This window comes from Azospirillum sp. CT11-132, from assembly GCF_047302835.1.
Lineage (GTDB): Bacteria > Pseudomonadota > Alphaproteobacteria > Azospirillales > Azospirillaceae > Azospirillum.
On sequence record NZ_JBGLZA010000003.1, the window covers coordinates 401,049 to 418,443 of the forward strand.

The following is a 17,395-nucleotide window of genomic DNA, read 5'->3' on the forward strand; positions in this document are numbered from 1 at the left end:
CGGACTTGCCTTCCATCGCCATTTGCCACAAGTGATGGCGATGTGTTCCGCCACCACCGATCTGACCGTCCTGATGACTTCGTCCACCCCCGCCATCCCCCTCAGCGTCGCCCCGATGATGGACTGGACCGACCGGCATTGCCGGTACTTCCACCGTCTGCTGTCGCGCTCGACCCTGCTCTATACCGAGATGGTGACCACAGGCGCCGTGCTGCATGGCGACCGCGAGCGGCTGCTGGGCTTCGACGCGGCGGAACATCCGGTGGCGCTCCAGCTTGGCGGTTCCGATCCGGCCGATCTCGCCGCCTGCGCCCGCATCGCGGAAGAGTGGGGCTATGACGAGGTGAACCTGAACGTCGGCTGCCCCAGCGACCGGGTGCAGTCCGGCCGCTTCGGCGCCTGCCTGATGGCGGAGCCCGATCTGGTGGCGCGGCTGGTCGGCGCCATGCGCGACGCCGTGTCGATCCCCGTCACCGTCAAGTCGCGCATCGCCATCGACGAGATGGAGGAATGGCCGACGCTGGACCATTTCATCCGCACCGTCTCCGCCGCCGGCTGCACCCACTTCATCGTCCATGCCCGCAAGGCGTGGCTGAAGGGGCTCAGTCCCAAGGAGAACCGCGACATCCCGCCGCTGCGCTACGACCTGGTTCACCGGCTGAAGGCGGAATATCCGCATCTGACCATCGCCATCAACGGCGGCATCCGTACGCTGGACGAGGCGGAGGCGCATCTGGGCAAGGTCGACAGCGTGATGATAGGCCGCGCCGCCTACGAGACCCCCTATCTGCTGGCCGACGCCGACCGCCGCCTGATGGGCGGAGAACCCGGTCCCGACCGCCACGCGGTGATCGATGCCATGCTGCCCTACATCGAGGCGCGCATGGCCCGCGGCACGCCGCTCTCCTCCATCACCCGCCACATGCTGGGCCTGTTCCAGGGCCTGCCCGGCGCCCGGGCCTACCGCCGCCACATCGCCGAGAACGCCCACCGCCCTGGTGCCGGCCCGGAGGTGCTGGAACGCGCCGCCTCCCTGGTGCGCCGCCGCACGGCCGACGAGGGGGCCGACGAGGCGGTGGAGGAGGCCGCGTGAAAGGCTCCGGCCCGGATGGAACACTGAACACCCCCCGGAAAACTGTTTCACGGCGTTTCAAACGTTCCATCCTCGGCCACCGGGCGGCCCCCACCGGCGGGAATATGCGCCGTGCGTCCCGCACCGCTTGCGTGCGGGCGGGGTCCTCGCTAACTATGCCCACTTCATCGGACGGAGTGTAAGCGGTGCGGTACGTCAGCACGCGGGGCGCGGCCCCGGTCTTGGGTTTCGAGGACGTCCTTCTTGCCGGGCTGGCGCGCGACGGCGGCCTCTATGTGCCGGAGACTTGGCCGCAGTTCACGGCCGACGACATCCGCGCCATGCGCGGGCTGCCCTACAGCGAGATCGCCGTCCGCGTGATGCTGCCCTTCCTGGGCGGCGCCATCGCGGAGGACGAGTTCCGCGCCATCGTCCGTGACGCCTATGCCAGCTTCGACCATGCCGCGGTGACCCCGCTCGTGCAGGTCGACCCGACCACCTGGGTGCTGGAACTGTTCCACGGGCCCACCCTGGCCTTCAAGGACGTGGCGCTGCAGTTGCTCGGCCGCCTGTTCGACCATGTGCTGGCCAAGCGCGGGCAGCGGGTGACCATCGTCGGCGCCACCTCCGGCGACACCGGCTCCGCCGCCATCGAGGCCTGCCGCGACCGCCAGAACGTCGACATCTTCATCCTGCATCCCAAGGGCCGCACGTCGGAGGTGCAGCGCCGGCAGATGACCAGCGTGCTGTCGTCCAACGTCCACAACATCGCGCTGGACGGCACCTTCGACGATTGCCAGGACCTCGTGAAGGCGATGTTCAACGACGGCGCCTTCCGCGACCGGATGGGGCTGTCGGCGGTGAACTCGATCAACTGGGCGCGCATCATGGCCCAGATCGTCTATTACTTCACCGCCGCGGTGGCGCTGGGCTCCCCCGACCGCAAGCTGGCCTTCACCGTGCCGACCGGCAATTTCGGCAACGTCTATGCCGCCTATGGCGCCCGCGCCATGGGGCTGCCGGTGGAGACGCTGGTGGTGGGGTCCAACAGCAACGACATCCTGGCGCGCTTTTTCGCCAGTGGGAGCATGGTCGCGGCGCCCGTCGTGCCTACCTTGTCTCCCAGCATGGACATCCAGATCTCTTCCAACTTCGAACGGCTGCTGTTCGACCTGCTCGACCGCGACGGCACCGCGGTGACGGAGGCGCTGAACCGCTTCCGCACCGAGGGCAAGTTCGCGGTGACCGACGCGCAGCTCGCCCGCGCGCTGGCCATCTTCTCCGGCCATCGGGTGGACGAGGCCGCCACCATGGCGACCATCGCCGATGTCTGGAAGGGCAGCCTCTATCTGCTCGACCCGCACACCGCGGTCGGCATCGGGGCGGCCAAGGCCGCGGTTGCGGCCGGCCGGGTCGATCCGTCCGTTCCCATGGTGGTTCTCGCCACCGCCCATCCCGCCAAGTTCCCCGACGCGGTGGAAAAGGCGACCGGCCGCCGGCCGGAGCTGCCGCCGCGCCTGTCCGATCTTTATGTGCGCGAGGAGCGCCTGTCCGAACTGCCGAACGATCTGGCGGCGGTCCAGGACTTCGTCACCGCGCGCGCCCGCGCCGCCCAGGAGGCCGCATGAGTTCCATTCGTGTGACGACGTTGCCCAATGGGCTTCGCGTCGCGACCGACACCATGCCCGACGTGCAGTCCGTTTCGCTCGGCTGCTGGGTCGGGGTTGGCACCCGCAACGAGGCGGCAAGCGTCAACGGTGTCGCCCACCTCGTCGAGCATATGCTGTTCAAGGGCACCCGCCGCCGGTCCGCCTTCCGCATCTCCGAGGAGATCGAGAATGTCGGCGGGCAACTGAACGCTTACACCACCCGCGAGCAGACCGCCTATTACGCCAAGGTCCTGCACGAGGATGCGCCGCTGGCGCTCGACATCCTGTCCGACATGATCCAGCACTCCACGCTGGACGCCGAGGAACTGGTGCGCGAGCGCACGGTGGTTCTGCAGGAGATCGGCCAGAGCGCCGATACGCCGGACGACATCATCTTCGACCATTTCCAGTCCACCGCCTATCCGGGGCAGGCCATCGGCCGTCCGGTGCTGGGCTCGGCCGAGATCGTCGGCGCCCTGCCGCGCGAGGCTCTGGTCGACTACATTGCCGGCCATTACGGCGCGCCGGGAATGGTGCTGACCGCCGCCGGCCGCATCGAGCATGACCGCATGGTCGATCTTGCGATGAAGGCCTTCGGCGATCTGCCGAGCGGTGCGCCGCCCAAGCCGGAGTCGGCCCGCTATGCCGGCGGCGACTTCCGCGAGGACCGCGATCTGGAGCAGATGCACCTCGTGCTCGGCTTCGACGGGGTGGGGGTCCATGATCCGGACTTCTACGCCCATTCGGTGCTGTCCACCCTGCTGGGCGGCGGTATGTCGTCCCGCCTGTTCCAGGAGGTGCGGGAGAAGCGCGGGCTGGTCTATTCCATCTACACCTTCACCGGCGGCTACCATGACGGCGGTCTGTTCGGCGTCTATGCCGGCACCGGCGAGGATGAGGTGGCGGAACTGGTCCCTGTCGTCTGCGACGAGATCGCCAAGGTCGGCGCCGACGTCACCGAGGACGAGGTCGCCCGCGCCCGCGCCCAGTTGAAGGCCGGGACGCTCATGGCGCTGGAAAGCACCATGTCGCGCTGCGAGCAGTTGGGCCAGCAGATCCTGATCTACGACCGGCCGGTTCCGGTGGAGGAGATCGTGGCGAAGATCGACGGTGTCGACCGCGATGCCGTGGTCAAGGCCGCCGCCCGCCTGCGTGCCAGCCGCCCGACCGTCGCTGCCCTCGGGCCGATCGCCAAGCTGGAAAGCTACGACCGCATCGCGGAGCGTCTCGCCTGACGATGAAGACGGTGGCAGCCACCTCTCTCCCCCTGCGCTTTTCTCCCTCTCCCCCCCGGGGAGAGGGTCGGGGTGAGGGGGAGGCATCGCGTGGATCATCCGGCCGGCGGAGCCCCCTCTTACGGAGAGCGGTGGGAAGGGTGGTCGCTCAATGATCCGCCTCCTCGGCAGCGGCCTCATCAGCCCGCCCGCGGTCCGTCTCGACGGCCCTCACTGCTACATCCGGCCGCCGCTCCCGCGCGACTGGCGGGAATGGGCCGACCTCCGCGCCGCATCCCGCGCTTTCCTGACGCCCTGGGAACCCACCTGGCCGGCCGACGCCCTGACCCGGACGGCCTTTTCCCGGCGGCTGCGGCGTCAGGCGCAGGAATGGCGCGACGATCTCGGCTACAGCTTCCTGATCTTCGACCGCGCGACCGACGCGCTGGTCGGCGGACTCGGCCTGACCAACATCCGCCGCGGCGTTGCCCAGATGGGGACGCTCGGCTACTGGGCCGGCCAGCCCTATGCCCGGAACGGCTATGTGTCGGGCGGCACCCGGCTGGTCCTGGAATTCGCCTTCGGGCAACTCGGCCTGCATCGGGTCGAAGCCGCCTGCCTGCCGACCAACCTGCCGAGCCGCGGCCTGCTGGAAAAGGTCGGCTTCACCCACGAGGGCTATGCCCGAGGCTATCTGCGCATCGACGGCGCATGGCGTGACCACGTCCTCTACGCCATATTGCGGGAGGAGTGGAAGGGCTGATCGAAGCACCCCGCCGCTCCATCCCGTTCGGCAGCGGTTACTTCGACGGCTGGTTGTTGCCGTGGGAATCCTGCTGCTGGTCGGTCTGCTTCTTGGCCTCGTCCTTCTTCTTGGCTTCGTGGTGGCCGACTGCGCAGCCGACCGCGGCACCGGCAGCCCCGTGGCCAGACCCGACCATATGGCCCGCAACGCCACCGACGGCGGCGCCTTTCACGCATCCCTTGGCCTCGGCCGGGTGGGGGAGGGCGGCGAGGCCGCCGGCCAGGACCGCGACCGACAAGGCGGCGATGACTGTCTTCATCATGGATGATCCTTCGTTTCGACAAGAGCGTCGATGCGAAAGAAACAGCCACCCAGGCGCCGCGGTTCCGATCAGCGTTGGTCCAGCTTGATTTCGATGCGGCGGTTCTTCGCCAGCGCCTCGTCCGATGTGCCGGGGTCGATGGGCTGGAATTCGCCGAAAGCGGCGGCGGCCAGCCGTTCGGGCGGAATGCCCTGGTCGATCAGGAACTTGACCACCGAGATGGCGCGGGCGGACGACAGTTCCCAGTTGGAGGCGAACTGGAAGCGCACCGGCTTGATGTCGGTGTGGCCATCCACCCGCAGAACCCAATTGATGTCGGATGGGATCGCCTTGCCGATCTCGAGCAGGGTGCGGGCGAGGTCGGCCAGCCGTTGCTTGCCGGCCTCCTCCAGCGTCGCCGAGCCCGACGGGAACAGCAGTTCCGACTGGAAGACGAAGCGGTCGCCGACGATCTTCACATCCGGCCGGTTGCCCAGCGCCTCGCGGACGCGGCCGAAGAACTCCGACTTGTAGCGCGCGAGGTCCTGAACCTTGGCGGCGAGCGCCTGATTGAGCCGGGCGCCCAGCTCCGCGATCTGCACCTTCTGCTCGGCCGAGGACTTTTCCGACGCTTCCAACGCCGCGCCGATGCGGGCGAGCTGTTCACGCAGGGCCAGAAGCTGCTGGTTCAGCAGGTCGATCTGCTGCTTGCTCTTGGTCCCCTCCGCCTTCTCGCCGGTGAGGGAAGCCATCAGGTCGCGGATGCGCAGGTCGCGCTGGTCGATATCCTTCTGGGCTTGGCTGCGGCTATCGGCCAGCTGCGATTCCAGCGCCTTCAGCCGGATGTCGCGCTGGTCGATCTCCTTCTGCGCCAGCATCGTCTTCTCGGTGGCGGAGGCCAGTTCCGACTCCAGCGCCTTGGCGCGGTCGCGGGTGGTGCCGAGTTCGGCCAACAGGGCTTGGCGTTGCTGTTCGGTCAGCTTGGCGGCGGCGACGGCGGCGGCAAACTCGCCCTCCAGCTTCTGCCGGGCCTCACGCAACGCCTTGATGTCGTTCTGAAGGCTGAGGATTTCCTTCAGCTTCAGGTCGAGCGTCTCGCGGTCGACGCGGACGTTGCGCTGCAGCTCCTCCAGCGTGCGGGCGGTGCGGTCGCGGTCCTCCTGAAGCTGGCTCAGCGACAGGGTCATGTCATCACGGGCGGCGACGGAGGTCTGCAATTCGGTCGACAGTTGGGTGATGTTGACGCGCAGGTCGGCGTTGGCATCCCGCTCCATCGCCAGCAGGTCGTTCATCTCCGCGATCTTACGGTTCAGCGCGGTCAGCTGCTCGTCCCGGCCGGTCAGGGCGGTGGCGAGGTAGAACTGCGCCACGACGAAGACCATCAGCAGGAAGATGACGACCATCACCAGCGACGACAGGGCGTCGACCCAGCCGGGCCAGGCGCTGGCGTCGCGGTGGCCGTTGCGGCGGCTGATGCTGGCCATGGGAACTCCCGGCGTTGGCCTACGGTGTCAGAGTGTCAGCGCTGCTGCTGGTCGGCTTCTTCGGCCAACGCAGCGATGGTGCGGGCCAGCAGCTTGATCTCGCTGCGGATCTCCTGCACCGCCTGGACGCGGCCGTTGGAGGATTCCTCGACGATGCGAGCGAGATAGATGTCCATGTTGCGCAGATGCTGGCGCGAGGCATCGTCGAAGCCGCCACCCGCGTTCTCCGCCAGCCGGTCGAGCAGGCCCTTCACTTCCAGCTGGTTCTCGCCCAGCCGCAGGAGGAGCTGCTGCTCGGCGCGCATGTGGTCGGTCAGGCTCGACAGCCGCTCGGTCAGCGCCATCAGGTTGGCGTTGGCGGCACGCCGCCCCTCCTCTGCGGTGGCGACGGTGCGCTGCAGGGAGTCCAGGTTCTCGGCGGTCTGCTCCAGCAGGGCGGTCAGATAGGCGGAAGCGGAGTGGTCGCCCGATTCGAGCCCGCCGGCGGCGCCGCTCGACAGGCGGGTGGCGCTGGACAGCCAATCCTCAAGGTCCTGGAAGAAGCGGTTGTGGGCCTGGCTGGCCTGGAGTTCCAGGAAGCCCAGCACCAGCGAACCGGCAAGGCCGAACAGCGAGGAGGAGAAGGCGGTGCCCATGCCGACCAGCGGCGCTTCCAGCCCCTGCTGGAGGTGGGAGAACATGGTGCCGACGTCGCCGCCCTGGACCGATAGGCTGCCGATGACGCCACCCACCGACTGGACCGTGTGGAGCAGGCCCCAGAAGGTGCCGAGCAGACCGAGGAAGATCAGCAGGCCGATCAGGTAGCGCGACAGCTCCCTCGATTCGTCGAGGCGTGAGGCGATGCCGTCGAGCAGCGAGCGCATCGACAGCGCCGACAGCGTCAGCCGGCCGCGCCGTTCGCCCAGCATGCGCGCCATCGGCGCCAGCAGCACCGGCTCCTGCAAGGAGGCGGGGGCGACCCCGCTCTGGTACTGCTCCAGCCAAGCCACTTCAGGGCGGAGCATCAGGACTTGCCGGAAGATGAAGGCGATGCCGGCGAGCAGAGTCGCCAGGATGACGCCGTTCAGCGGCGCGTTGTTGAGGAAGGCCGAGCGCAGGGCGGGGAACAGCAGGCCAGTCACCGCGCCGACCACGACCAGGAACAGGATCATCCGGGTCAGGAACCGCTCCGGGCGTGTCATGAGGGCGGATACCTCCAGCGGTCGGGTCGTCGGGGTTGTGGCGGTCATGATGCTCCGAAGGGGTGTTCCGATCAGACCTCGCGCACGGGTTGGGCGCTATTCATTCAGAAAGACTGCATCGATCCGGTCGGGCGGCCCACCTCCGTCGTCCAGGCCCAATGCGCGGACATCGACGCGGGTGCTGCGGATCCCGAAGGCCGTCAGCCGCTCGCGCAGCGCCAACGCCCGGGCCAGTGCCAGCTGCCGCGCCTCGCGCGCCGTGTCGGCGGTGCCGCTGGCGTAGGAGCGCAACTGGAGCCTTGCGGTGTCGCTGGCGCGCAGCCGTTCGACGATCCGGTCGATCACGGCGTCTGCCGCATCCGGCAGATTGGTGGCGCCGACAGGGAACACAAGGCTCAAAACGCTCGAAGGTGGCAGGTTAGCCGCAGGGGGTGCCGCTTCCGGGGGAGGGGGCAGCGCGGCGGTGTCGGTTCGCGGTGCGGTCAGCGGCTGACCGGGCGCCGGGGCAGCGGGTGTTTGGGCGGCAGGTGCCTGGACAGCAGGCTGCTGCGGCTGGGCCGCCGTCGGTGCCGTCGTCGGAGCCGGCTCGGTCCGGGCGTTGGCGCGCGGCGCCGGCTGGGCCGGGCCTTCCGTCAGGACGGGCGGAGGCGGGGCCTCCAGCGGCTGCGGCAGGACGAGTCGCGGCGGCGCCTTGACCGGCGGGGGGGTGCGCAGGTTGGGCCGGGGCGGCACGGACAGCGGAACTGCGTTTTCCAACGTCAGTCCGGCGGAAGACTGTGCCGGGCCGGTGGCCGGAGCAGCCGCCGACAGGACAGCCGGAAAGAGCGTCCAGACCGCGCACAGCGCGGCGGCGGCAAGGTGCTTGCGGTCGGCGTGTCCCCAGCGGCCCAAAACGATGTGTCCCGTTAAACCTTTGTCCTGCAAACCATAGCCTATCGATCGCTCCAGCCACAACCACCCATCCGCCTGTCCCGTATGGGAAGGCGGATGGGTGGGCAGGGCAAGGGGTCAGCCCTTGGCGGACTTCAACAGGCGGGCAACCGGGACCTGGAGATGGCTGTTGGCGGCGAGCACGTTGCCGGTGAAGACCGGGTTGCGGCCGCCCTCGATCTCACCGACGAAACCGCCGGCTTCGGTGACCATCAGCACGCCGGCGGCGCAGTCCCAGGGGGCCAGGCCGCGTTCCCAATAGGCGTCGAACCGGCCGGCGGCGGTGTAGGCGAGGTCGAGCGAGGCGGCGCCGAAGCGGCGAATGCCCGCGACCTCCTTCATCACCGCTTCCTGTTCCTTCAGGAAGGTGGCGTGGTCGCCGCGGCCCTTGAAGGGGATGCCGGTGGCGATCACGCAATCCTCCAGCTTGCGGCGTTCCGACACGCGCAGGCGGGTGTGGTTGACGAAGGCGCCGGCACCCTTCTCGGCCCAGAACAGCTGGTCGCCGATGGGGGCGTAGATCACGCCGGCGACGATCTCGCCATTGCGCTCGGCGGCGATGGAGATCGCCCAGTGCGGCAGGCCGTGCAGGAAGTTGGTGGTGCCGTCGAGCGGATCGACGATCCAGCGCGCCTCGGCATCGCTGCCCTTGGACGCGCCGCTCTCCTCCATCAGGAAGCCGAATTCGGGCCGCGCCTTCTGCAGTTCCTCGCGCAGGGTGCGTTCGGCCTTCAGATCGGCGGCGGACACGAAGTCCGCAGGCCCCTTGCGCGACACCTGGAGGTGTTCGACCTCGCCGAAGTCGCGGACGAGACCGCGGGCTGCCTTTTCGGCGGCGCGGACCATGACGTTGATGAGAGCGGAGCGGGTGGCCATGGGTGTTGGTGTACCGTTTCGTGCAGGAACCAGAAAACAATACACCGGCCTCCGCGCATGGCGAAGACCGGTGATGGCAGAACCGACCTGGGAAGGATCAGTCCTTCGCGCGCTCGACGTATTCGCCGGTGGCGGTATCGACGACGACGCGGGTCCCGGCCTCGATGTGCGGCGGAACCAGGATCGACACGCCGTTCTCCAGCTTGGCCGGCTTGTAGGAGGAAGAAGCCGTCTGGCCCTTCACCACCGGGTCGGATTCGGTGATCAGCAGCGTGACCTTGCCGGGGATCTCGACGCCCAGCGGCGAGCCTTCATGGCTCTGCACCGTGACTTCCATGCCGTCCTGCAGGAAGACGGCCGGCTCGCCGATGATGTCGCGGGGGATGGCGACCTGTTCGAAGCTTTCCTTATCCATGAAGGTGAAGCTGTCACCTTCCGCGAAGAGGAAGGTCATCTCATGCTCGTCCAGGCGAGCGCGCTCAACGGTCTCCTGGGTGCGGAACCGCTCGATCGACTTGTTGCCGGTGCGAACGTCCTTCATTTCCAGCTGGATGAAGGCGCCGCCCTTACCAGGCTGCACGATGGCGGTTTTGGTGATGACCCAGAGCTTACCGTTGTGCTCCAGCACATGGCCGGGGCGCATCGTGTTGGCATTGACCTTCATGGCGTACTCGTGAATTCCAGAATCAGGGCGGCGCGGACCCTACCAGCTTGACCGCCCATAGGCAACGGCGCGGAACGCTAATGGCGGGTGATCCGGGCGATTGGCGGGCGATTCTTCGCCAAAGCGGGGCCGGTGGTTTAGAATAGCTCCAACAATGAGACGTTTGGAACGTTTTTGCCGACCCTGTTCAGTGTTCCATCCGTCCCAACCGCGCCGTTCGGCGGCGATTGGGCGAGTTTACCACGGGAGGCCGCTGTGACCAATGCCAAGCCGACTTGAGTACGCCGCCCGTGGGTGCTCTGATGCGCCTGCACCCCTTTCGACCGTCCATCAAGAGCGCGCCCTTCATGTCCGTCCCGATCCGATCCACCTCGATTCCTTCCGGCGACCTTCCCCCCTGGCATCCCGAGGCGCTGGCCCGCCGCCGTCCCTATCTGGCGGCGCGCGGCCGGGTGCTGAACGCCGTCCGTCGCGTGTTCGAGGAGTTGGCCTTCGTCGAGGTCGACACGCCGGCCCTGCAGGTCTCGCCGGGGATGGAGCCGCATCTCCAGGCCTTCGCCACCGAGCTGCAGGGGCCGCATCCGGACGACCGCCGGCGGCTGTACCTGCACACCAGTCCCGAATTCGCCATGAAGAAGCTGCTGGTCGCGGGCATGCCTCGGCTTTGGCAACTGGCGCATGTCTACCGCAACGGCGAGCGGTCGGGGACCCATGCGCCGGAATTCTCGATGCTGGAATGGTATCGCGCCGGAGACGGCTATCGCACGCTGATCGACGATTGCCGGGAGCTGCTGTGCGCCGGCGCCGACGCGGGCGGGCGACGGACGTTCGGCTTCCGTGGCATGACCTGCGATCCCTTCGCGCCATGGCGGGTGCTGACCGTGCCGGAGGCGTTCCGGGAGTATGCCGGCATCGACCTGATGGCGACCTATGACGGCAGCCACGATCCCGACCCGGCGGCGCTGGCGGCGGAGGCGGCGCGCATCGGCATCGCCCCCCATCACGGCGACCGCTGGGAGGACATCGTCTTCCGCATCATGTTTGACCGCATCGAGCCGCATCTGGGCGAGGGCGTGCCCTGCGTGCTGACCGACTATCCGCTGTGCATGGCGGCGCTGTCGCGGCCGAAGCCGGAAGACCCCCGGCTGGCCGAACGGTTCGAGCTGTATGCCTGCGGGCTGGAACTGGCGAACGCCTTCGGCGAACTGACCGATCCGGCGGTGCAGCGCGCCCGCTTCGAGGCGGACATGGCGTTGAAGGAGAGGCTTTACGGTGAGCGCTTCCCGGTGGACGAGGATTTCCTCGCCGCGCTCGAGCACGGCATGCCGCAGAGCAGTGGCATCGCCATGGGCTTCGACCGGCTGGCGATGCTGTGCAGCGGCGCCGAGAGCATCGAGCAGGTGCTTTGGCTGCCGGTGGCGGGTGTGTAGGGGGAGCAGGTTCCCTCTCCCGTCCCGGGAGAGGGAAGGGGCCCAAGCGTAGCTTGGGAAGGGTGAGGGGTGATCCGAGGATATGAATCCATGTCCGGATCACCCCTCACCCTCCCGCCTTCGGCGGGTCCCTCCCTCTCCCGGGGCGGGAGAGGGCGAGATTCCCTTAGAACGTGAACTTCGCCTGCAGGCCGATCAGGTCGATGCTGCTCTTGTAGTCCACATTCAGGTTGCCGCGGCCGGCTTCGGCGCCGGTCAGGTCGTCGGTGAGGGCGACCGACGTCTTCGGGATGAAGACGTGCGAATAGGCGGCGTCGACGCGCAGATTGTCGGTGACCTGATAGCCGGCACCGGCCGAGAGCCAGTAGCGGTTCTGTTCTGGAATGCGCGGCGTGCGGTATTCGACACCGACCGTGCCCTTGTCGAAGGCGATACCACCGCGCAGCGTCAACTTGTCGGTCACCTTGTAGGAGGTGCCGAGCGCGTAATACCAGCTGTCCTTCCAATGCTCTTCCGTGACGGAGCTGAGCGCCGGGTTGGCGATGTTGACGCGCAGTTCCTTGAAGCGCGACCAGTTGGTCCACTGAACGTCGGCCATCACCGCCCAGCGGTCGTTGACCTCGTGGTACAGGCCGATGGAGGCGATGTCCGGCGTGGTCAGGTCGGCGCTGGCGCTCTGGGCGGGCAGGGCGCCGGCGAGCGGGGCCGGCAGGCCGGTGAAGGAGATGCTGCCGGTCAGCGTGTGCTTGACCGCCGAGCGGTAGGCGAGGCCGACGCGGGTGCCCTTCACCGGCTCGATCAGGGCGCCGAGCGTGAAGCCCCAGCCCCAATCGTCACCGGTCACATCGCTCTTGACGTCGAGCGCGCCGGGACGGCCGAGGCGGCTTGCACCGAAGTCGGAGGCCTGCGACAGCTTAGCCTTGGCGTACTGGACCTGGACGCCGCCGCCGATGGTGATCATCGGGTTGATGCGGTAGGACACCGACGGCGCAAAATTGTAGGTGCGCAGGTCGGAGCGGATGCCGTGATAGCGGCCGATCCAGCTGTCGCCATAGTCGGTGACCAGACCCCAGGGGCCGTTGGCCGACAGGCCGACCTTCAGGTCGTCGCTGATCGAATAGACGAAGTAACCGGCGGGAACCAGGGCATCCTGCGCGATGTCGCCAGGCGAGGCATTGCCGCTGATCGCTGTGCCGCCCAGGCGCCGGGCGCGGGTGGCGCTGGCGCCGTCGACCTTCGACTTCACGATGACGCCGGTGGCGGTCTGCACCAACTCGGTTCCGGTCACCAGACCCATGGTGGCCGGGTTGTAGAACATCGAGCTGGCATCGCCGTTGCCGCCGGCGGTCACGCCGGCATAGGAGGTGCCTTGACCCGATACGCTCTGCTCCTTCAACGCGAAACCGGCGGCAAGCGCGGTCGAGGCGGTCACGAACGGTGCGGTCACCGCGATGGCGGCAGCGGCGGTCAGCAGGCGTGTCTTGAGCGTCGTCGGAGACATGGTTCCTTCCCCAAATTGTGTTATTGACGCAATGATACACAAACTGACGTTTACGTAAAGGGGCGCGCACCACTTTTTGTTGGCTCGGTAAACAATTCTCCGAACTCGGCAGGCAAGCGGCAGGGGGAAAAGTTGAGCACGTACAGGAGAATGCCGCCCGCCGGCCGGGGGTAATCCGGCCGGGGCGCGATGGTGCGGCGAATTGTCGTGGGGGATAACCTAAAGAGGGCCGCCGGGTGACGGCCGTCAGGCGATCCAGGCGGCGGCAGCGGCGAACAGCTCGCGCAGAATGTTGTGCTCGTCGGTCCACACCAGCTTGGCGGTGATGACGATGGAGGCGACCACCAGCATCGGACGCACGACTCGGGCGCCATTGCGGATCACCATGTGGGCGCCGACCTGGGCGCCGATATACTGTCCGACCCCCATCAGCAGCCCGACCGTCCACAACACGTGGCCGCCGACGATGAAGAACAGCAGCGAGGCGACATTGCTGGTCAGGTTCAGCACCTTGGTGTGGGCGGTCGCCTTGCGCAGGTTGTGGCCCAGCAGCGAGACGAAGGCGATGGCGAAGAAGGTGCCGGTGCCCGGCCCGAAGAAGCCGTCGTAGAAACCGATGCCGGTGCCGATGCTGAGAGCGAAGGCATGTTCGCCGATGCGCTGGTGGGCGTCGACGTCGCCGGCCTTGGGCGACAGCAGCAGATAGAGGGCGATGCCGATCAGCAGGATCGGGATGACGTCGCGCAGGAATCCGGCGTCCAGCATCTGCACCAGCGTGGCGCCGATGGCGGCGCCGATGAAGGTGCAGAGGATCATCGTGCGCATGGCGCCGGGATGGACCTCGCCGCGGCGGACGAACTTGATGGTGGCGGACAGCGAGCCGAAGCTGGACTGCAGCTTGTTGGTGGCCAGCGCCTCGGCCGGGGACATGCCCGCGGCCAGCAGGGCCGGAATGGTCAGCAGACCGCCGCCCCCGGCGATCGCATCGACGAAGCCGGCCAGCAGGCCGACGGCGAACAGGATGCCCAGCGACTCGGGCGTCAGAAGGTCCATGATCTTGGGGACGTCCAGGTAATCGGCCGGCCTAGCCGGCGAGTGCGGCCTCGATGGCGGCGTTCAACGCCCGGACTCCGGCGCCGGGACCCTGGGGATGGCCCCAGACGGCGTTGACCACGGCCAGGAAATCGGCGCCCGCGGTGACCAGCGGCGCGCAATTCTCGGCGGTGATGCCGCCGATGGCGACACAGGGGACCTCCATCAGCTCCGACCACCAGCTCAGCAGTTCCGGCTCGGCCTTGTATTCGGCCGTCTTGGTGCTGGTGGGGAAGAAGGCGCCGAAAGCGACGTAGTCCGCCCCTTCCTCGCCGGCGATCATGGCGAGATGGCGGCTGTCGTGGCAGGTGACGCCGACGATGGCGTCGTTGCCGACGATCTTGCGGGCATCGCGATAGGGCGTGTCGCTTTGTCCGACATGGACGCCGTCGCAGCCGGCCTCCCGCGCGAGGCGCGGATGGTCGTTCAGGATGAAGGCGACCTCACGCTCCTGCGCGATCGGGCGCAGGATGTCGCAGGCGCGGCGGATGTCGTCCTCTGAGCAGTCCTTGAGGCGGAGCTGCACGCAGGCGACGTCGCCGGCATCCAGCGCTTCCTCCAGAAGCGGCGCGAACGCCGCCGGCTCCAGGGCCGGCGGCGTCACGAGGTACAGTCGGCAGGCGGCAGGTTCCGCCTGCGTCGGCTTTCCCTTGGCCAAGTGTTACTCCCGGCCCTGGTAGATCTTCATGATCCGGTCGAGCAGCTTGAGGGCATCCTCGCGCGGGCGCTGGAAGGCGTTGCGGCCGATGATCGAGCCGTTGCCGCCGCCGTCACGGATGGCGCGGGCGTCCTCGAACACCGCGTCCTCGCCCTTGGTGGCGCCGCCGGAGAAGACCACGATGCGGCGGCCGTTGAAGGCGCACTGCATGATGTGCTTCACGCGCTCGGCCTGGGTGCCGATGGCGATCTGCTTCGACTCGTAGACCTTCTTGGCTTCCGGCTGCTCCAGATGGGCCGACGGCAGCTTCACCTTGATGATGTGGGCGCCCAGCAGAGCGGCCATGTGGGCGGCGTAGCCGATCACATCGATGGCCAGCTCGCCGTCCTTGGTGACGGCGCCGCCGCGCGGATAGGACCACAGCACGGTGGCGAGGCCGTAGGACTTGGCCTCCTTCGACAGCTCGCGGAACTCCTCGTACTGGGAGTACATGGCGTCGGAGCCGGGATAGATGGTGAAGCCGATGGCCGATGCGCCGATGCGCAGCGCGTCCTGGACCGAGGCGGTGACGGCCTGGTCGGCGGCTTCCTTCTGGGTGGACAGCGAGTTGGCGCTGTTCATCTTCAGGATCAGCGGGATCGACCCGGCGAAGGTGCCGGCGCCGGCCTCCAGCGAGCCCAGGGGAGCGGCGTAGGCGTTGCAGCCGGCGTCGATGGCCAGCTGGTAGTGGTAGTGCGGGTCATAGCCCGGCTCGTTCGGGCCGAAGCTGCGGGCCGGGCCGTGCTCGAAGCCCTGGTCGACCGGCAGGATCACCAGCTTGCCGGTACCGCCGAGCTTGCCTTCCATCAGGATGCGGGCGAGGTTCGCCTTGGTGCCGGGATTGTCGCTCTCGTAGTTGGCGAGAATGTCTTTGACGCGGCGCGTGAGCTTCATTGTGGCTCTTCCCCTGGGGCATTCTTGGAAATGGCGCCGTCTTAGCCCGTATCGGCCCGCTTTGCAACGGCGGGAGGGGCATAAAGCGGCCATTTGCCACGCCTGAACGGCCTAGGGCCTGCGGCGGGGGAAGCCCGCGGGGGGTGGAACGGCTCGGCCGGAGGGGTTACGGCAGAAGAGAACTGACCACGGTATAGAGGCCGTATCCGGCACCGCCCAGCACCGCCCAGGAGCCGGCGGTCAGCCCGACCCAGACGGCGACCAGCCGCAGGCCGCGCATCTTCTCCGGCCGGGGAGCCGGACTGTTCCCCATCCGGTCGCCTGCCCGGCCGTTTGCGGCCTGCCCCGGATGGTGCGGTTGCGCGATGGTCTGATCCGGCGTGGTCAGGGAGGTGATGCTCATGGGTGGCTCTTCCGGCATCGGAGGGAGGGTGCTGTGTCACAAAAATATCCTAAGGTGACGTTACACCACCTTTGCGCGGTGAGGCTGTGCGAAAAAGCGGTAGTCCGGACCTAACCCCCGGCACGACTTTCGGCCCAACCTTTGGCCTGTGTCAGCCAGTCGCGGCATAGCGCCCTCAGCAGGGCCGGCCGGATGGAGCCATGACCTTCGGCGGCGAGGTCGAGCAGGGGCGGGCAGGCGGTCAGCAGCACGGCGCCGTGGGCTGCGGCGATGGCCGCCAGCCGGTCCGCCGCCGCCGTGCCGCCGGTGAACAGCAGGGCCGGTACCCCGGCTGCCAGCGCCCCCTGTGCCTCGCCGGCGCGGTCGCCGCAGTCGAGCAGACCGGTCACTCCCAAGCCGGGGTGGGCCCGGCGCACACGTCCGATCAGGCCGAGCAGCCACGGCGCCCCGCCCGCCGGCGGCGCCATCAGGGCGAGGGCGACACCGGCCGAGTCGGCGGCGGCGGCGGCGGCCAGCGCGTCGGCGAGGCCGCGGACAAGGATGGGGCGGAGGAGGGACGGGGGGATTTGCGGGGCGGCGGGCATGGGCGGCGGGGCGGGGCAGGGTGGCGGCTGGGCGGACACTCTAGCGGTGGGGGCGATGGGGCTCCAGCCTTCAGCCGGTTGAGAGAATTGAGGCAGGTCAAACCCTGCGATCGCGGTCCCGGAGTATGGTCAGTCACAACGGACAGCAGGCCGGGGCACCGGCGTCCGTTTCATTGGAATACCTCCCCCGGGAATGCCGCGATGATGGAATACAAGGGTTACAAGGCCCAGATCGACTTCGACAACGACGCGGGCGTCTTTGTCGGCGAGGTCATCAACACCCACGACGGCATCACCTTTTCCGGCCGCTCTGTGGACGAATTGCGCGACTCCTTCCGGCGGGCGGTCGACGATTACCTCGATCTGTCCTGCGATATGGGGGGCGAGGGCGAACAACCCTTCTCCGGACGGCTGGCCATCCGCATCAACCCGATCCTGCACCGCGCCGTCGCCGACTGCGCCGCGCGGGAGGGCAAGAGCGTGTCGGCCTGGATCGCCGAGTGTCTGGGCCGTGCCGCCGGCGTGACCAATGTGAAGGCCGGTTGAGTTTCGCAAAATGCGAAGCAGCTTGCGTGCGAGGGGGCGTGAGTTTGGCGAAACGCTCGGATAGTACGTTCGGCTAATCATAGCGGAGCAATCGCTCCATCCCGTTTTGCGATTGGCATCGTCCTTGCTGTG

General features: G+C 67.9%; 18 protein-coding genes. 6 read left to right on the forward strand and 12 right to left on the reverse strand.

The features are described from left to right. The first annotated feature begins 40 nt into the window (after window positions 1–40). The 4 genes from dusA to ACCD06_RS07650 all read left to right on the forward strand — a co-directional run bounded on the left by dusA (window position 41) and on the right by ACCD06_RS07650 (window position 4,698). Entirely contained in the window at window positions 41–1,093 is a 1,053-nt protein-coding gene (gene dusA / locus ACCD06_RS07635) for a tRNA dihydrouridine(20/20a) synthase DusA (RefSeq protein WP_413339854.1), read from the forward strand. Window positions 1,094–1,278: 185 nt separating this feature from the next. Then, window positions 1,279–2,700, forward strand: coding sequence for a threonine synthase (gene thrC, locus ACCD06_RS07640; RefSeq protein ID WP_413339856.1), 1,422 nt, complete (start codon window positions 1,279–1,281; stop codon window positions 2,698–2,700). After that, on the forward strand, window positions 2,697–3,956 hold the full coding sequence (locus tag ACCD06_RS07645) for a M16 family metallopeptidase (RefSeq protein WP_109155486.1): 1,260 nt from the start codon (window positions 2,697–2,699) through the stop codon (window positions 3,954–3,956). Before thrC ends, ACCD06_RS07645 begins: the two co-directional genes overlap by 4 nt. Window positions 3,957–4,107: 151 nt before the next feature. Next, window positions 4,108–4,698: a GNAT family N-acetyltransferase gene (locus tag ACCD06_RS07650; RefSeq protein WP_109155485.1), complete on the forward strand. Its 591-nt coding sequence runs from the start codon at window positions 4,108–4,110 to the stop codon at window positions 4,696–4,698. A gap of 37 nt (window positions 4,699–4,735) precedes the next feature. On the opposite strand, the gene ACCD06_RS07655 is transcribed toward ACCD06_RS07650, so the two are convergent. From ACCD06_RS07655 to efp, 6 genes are all read right to left on the reverse strand, one after another. Next, window positions 4,736–5,002: a hypothetical protein gene (locus tag ACCD06_RS07655; RefSeq protein ID WP_211103601.1), complete on the reverse strand. Its 267-nt coding sequence runs from the start codon at window positions 5,000–5,002 to the stop codon at window positions 4,736–4,738. Between the two features lie 68 nt (window positions 5,003–5,070). Further along, on the reverse strand, window positions 5,071–6,465 hold the full coding sequence (locus ACCD06_RS07660) for a peptidoglycan -binding protein (protein ID WP_413339859.1): 1,395 nt from the start codon (window positions 6,463–6,465) through the stop codon (window positions 5,071–5,073). Between the two features lie 35 nt (window positions 6,466–6,500). Then, on the reverse strand, window positions 6,501–7,694 hold the full coding sequence (locus ACCD06_RS07665) for a flagellar motor protein MotA (protein WP_413339861.1): 1,194 nt from the start codon (window positions 7,692–7,694) through the stop codon (window positions 6,501–6,503). 48 nt (window positions 7,695–7,742) lie between these two features. Continuing rightward, window positions 7,743–8,537 (reverse strand): OmpA family protein, encoded by a 795-nt coding sequence (locus tag ACCD06_RS07670; RefSeq protein ID WP_413339862.1) that lies wholly within the window; start codon window positions 8,535–8,537, stop codon window positions 7,743–7,745. A gap of 117 nt (window positions 8,538–8,654) precedes the next feature. Then, complete coding sequence (locus tag ACCD06_RS07675; protein ID WP_109154967.1) at window positions 8,655–9,452, reverse strand: inositol monophosphatase family protein; 798 nt, start codon at window positions 9,450–9,452, stop codon at window positions 8,655–8,657. 97 nt (window positions 9,453–9,549) lie between these two features. Next, a complete protein-coding gene (efp, locus tag ACCD06_RS07680; protein ID WP_063634101.1) occupies window positions 9,550–10,116 on the reverse strand; it encodes an elongation factor P in 567 nt (188 codons plus the stop codon). A gap of 347 nt (window positions 10,117–10,463) precedes the next feature. On the opposite strand from efp, the gene epmA reads away from it, so the two are divergent. Then, window positions 10,464–11,546: an EF-P lysine aminoacylase EpmA gene (epmA, locus tag ACCD06_RS07685; RefSeq protein WP_413339865.1), complete on the forward strand. Its 1,083-nt coding sequence runs from the start codon at window positions 10,464–10,466 to the stop codon at window positions 11,544–11,546. A 166-nt stretch (window positions 11,547–11,712) separates the two neighbouring features. Here epmA and ACCD06_RS07690 read toward each other — a convergent pair whose 3' ends face one another. The 6 genes from ACCD06_RS07690 to ACCD06_RS07715 all read right to left on the reverse strand — a co-directional run bounded on the left by ACCD06_RS07690 (window position 11,713) and on the right by ACCD06_RS07715 (window position 16,717). After that, on the reverse strand, window positions 11,713–13,047 hold the full coding sequence (locus ACCD06_RS07690; RefSeq protein WP_109155480.1) for an OmpP1/FadL family transporter: 1,335 nt from the start codon (window positions 13,045–13,047) through the stop codon (window positions 11,713–11,715). Window positions 13,048–13,293: 246 nt separating this feature from the next. Further along, window positions 13,294–14,100, reverse strand: coding sequence for a TSUP family transporter (locus ACCD06_RS07695; RefSeq protein WP_109155479.1), 807 nt, complete (start codon window positions 14,098–14,100; stop codon window positions 13,294–13,296). 31 nt (window positions 14,101–14,131) lie between these two features. Further along, window positions 14,132–14,797 carry a thiamine phosphate synthase gene (gene thiE / locus ACCD06_RS07700; RefSeq protein ID WP_109155478.1) on the reverse strand — a complete coding sequence of 222 codons (666 nt, stop codon included), beginning with the start codon at window positions 14,795–14,797 and terminating at the stop codon, window positions 14,132–14,134. Between the two features lie 3 nt (window positions 14,798–14,800). Then, window positions 14,801–15,730 carry a class I fructose-bisphosphate aldolase gene (locus ACCD06_RS07705; protein WP_109155477.1) on the reverse strand — a complete coding sequence of 310 codons (930 nt, stop codon included), beginning with the start codon at window positions 15,728–15,730 and terminating at the stop codon, window positions 14,801–14,803. Between the two features lie 166 nt (window positions 15,731–15,896). Further along, window positions 15,897–16,133 (reverse strand): hypothetical protein, encoded by a 237-nt coding sequence (locus tag ACCD06_RS07710; RefSeq protein WP_247871096.1) that lies wholly within the window; start codon window positions 16,131–16,133, stop codon window positions 15,897–15,899. Window positions 16,134–16,243: 110 nt separating this feature from the next. Further along, window positions 16,244–16,717 (reverse strand): hypothetical protein, encoded by a 474-nt coding sequence (locus ACCD06_RS07715; protein ID WP_413339869.1) that lies wholly within the window; start codon window positions 16,715–16,717, stop codon window positions 16,244–16,246. A 201-nt stretch (window positions 16,718–16,918) separates the two neighbouring features. Between ACCD06_RS07715 and ACCD06_RS07720 the strand changes: the two genes are divergently transcribed. Further along, window positions 16,919–17,263 (forward strand): type II toxin-antitoxin system HicB family antitoxin, encoded by a 345-nt coding sequence (locus ACCD06_RS07720; RefSeq protein WP_085088791.1) that lies wholly within the window; start codon window positions 16,919–16,921, stop codon window positions 17,261–17,263. Window positions 17,264–17,395: the final 132 nt, after the last annotated feature.

What these genes read in the sequence shown, in the direction of transcription:
- ACCD06_RS07675 (WP_109154967.1), bottom strand. Translation starts at nt 9,452, where the DNA reads ATGGCCACCCGCTCCGCTCTCATCAACGTCATGGTCCGCGCCGCCGAA.
- ACCD06_RS07660 (WP_413339859.1), bottom strand. Translation starts at nt 6,465, where the DNA reads ATGGCCAGCATCAGCCGCCGCAACGGCCACCGCGACGCCAGCGCCTGG.
- ACCD06_RS07645 (WP_109155486.1), top strand. Translation starts at nt 2,697, where the DNA reads ATGAGTTCCATTCGTGTGACGACGTTGCCCAATGGGCTTCGCGTCGCG.
- ACCD06_RS07655 (WP_211103601.1), bottom strand. Translation starts at nt 5,002, where the DNA reads ATGATGAAGACAGTCATCGCCGCCTTGTCGGTCGCGGTCCTGGCCGGC.
- ACCD06_RS07705 (WP_109155477.1), bottom strand. Translation starts at nt 15,730, where the DNA reads ATGAAGCTCACGCGCCGCGTCAAAGACATTCTCGCCAACTACGAGAGC.
- ACCD06_RS07690 (WP_109155480.1), bottom strand. Translation starts at nt 13,047, where the DNA reads ATGTCTCCGACGACGCTCAAGACACGCCTGCTGACCGCCGCTGCCGCC.
- ACCD06_RS07715 (WP_413339869.1), bottom strand. Translation starts at nt 16,717, where the DNA reads ATGCCCGCCGCCCCGCAAATCCCCCCGTCCCTCCTCCGCCCCATCCTT.
- ACCD06_RS07650 (WP_109155485.1), top strand. Translation starts at nt 4,108, where the DNA reads ATGATCCGCCTCCTCGGCAGCGGCCTCATCAGCCCGCCCGCGGTCCGT.
- dusA (WP_413339854.1), top strand. Translation starts at nt 41, where the DNA reads ATGTGTTCCGCCACCACCGATCTGACCGTCCTGATGACTTCGTCCACC.
- epmA (WP_413339865.1), top strand. Translation starts at nt 10,464, where the DNA reads ATGTCCGTCCCGATCCGATCCACCTCGATTCCTTCCGGCGACCTTCCC.
- ACCD06_RS07695 (WP_109155479.1), bottom strand. Translation starts at nt 14,100, where the DNA reads ATGGACCTTCTGACGCCCGAGTCGCTGGGCATCCTGTTCGCCGTCGGC.
- efp (WP_063634101.1), bottom strand. Translation starts at nt 10,116, where the DNA reads ATGAAGGTCAATGCCAACACGATGCGCCCCGGCCATGTGCTGGAGCAC.
- ACCD06_RS07665 (WP_413339861.1), bottom strand. Translation starts at nt 7,694, where the DNA reads ATGACCGCCACAACCCCGACGACCCGACCGCTGGAGGTATCCGCCCTC.
- ACCD06_RS07720 (WP_085088791.1), top strand. Translation starts at nt 16,919, where the DNA reads ATGATGGAATACAAGGGTTACAAGGCCCAGATCGACTTCGACAACGAC.
- ACCD06_RS07710 (WP_247871096.1), bottom strand. Translation starts at nt 16,133, where the DNA reads ATGAGCATCACCTCCCTGACCACGCCGGATCAGACCATCGCGCAACCG.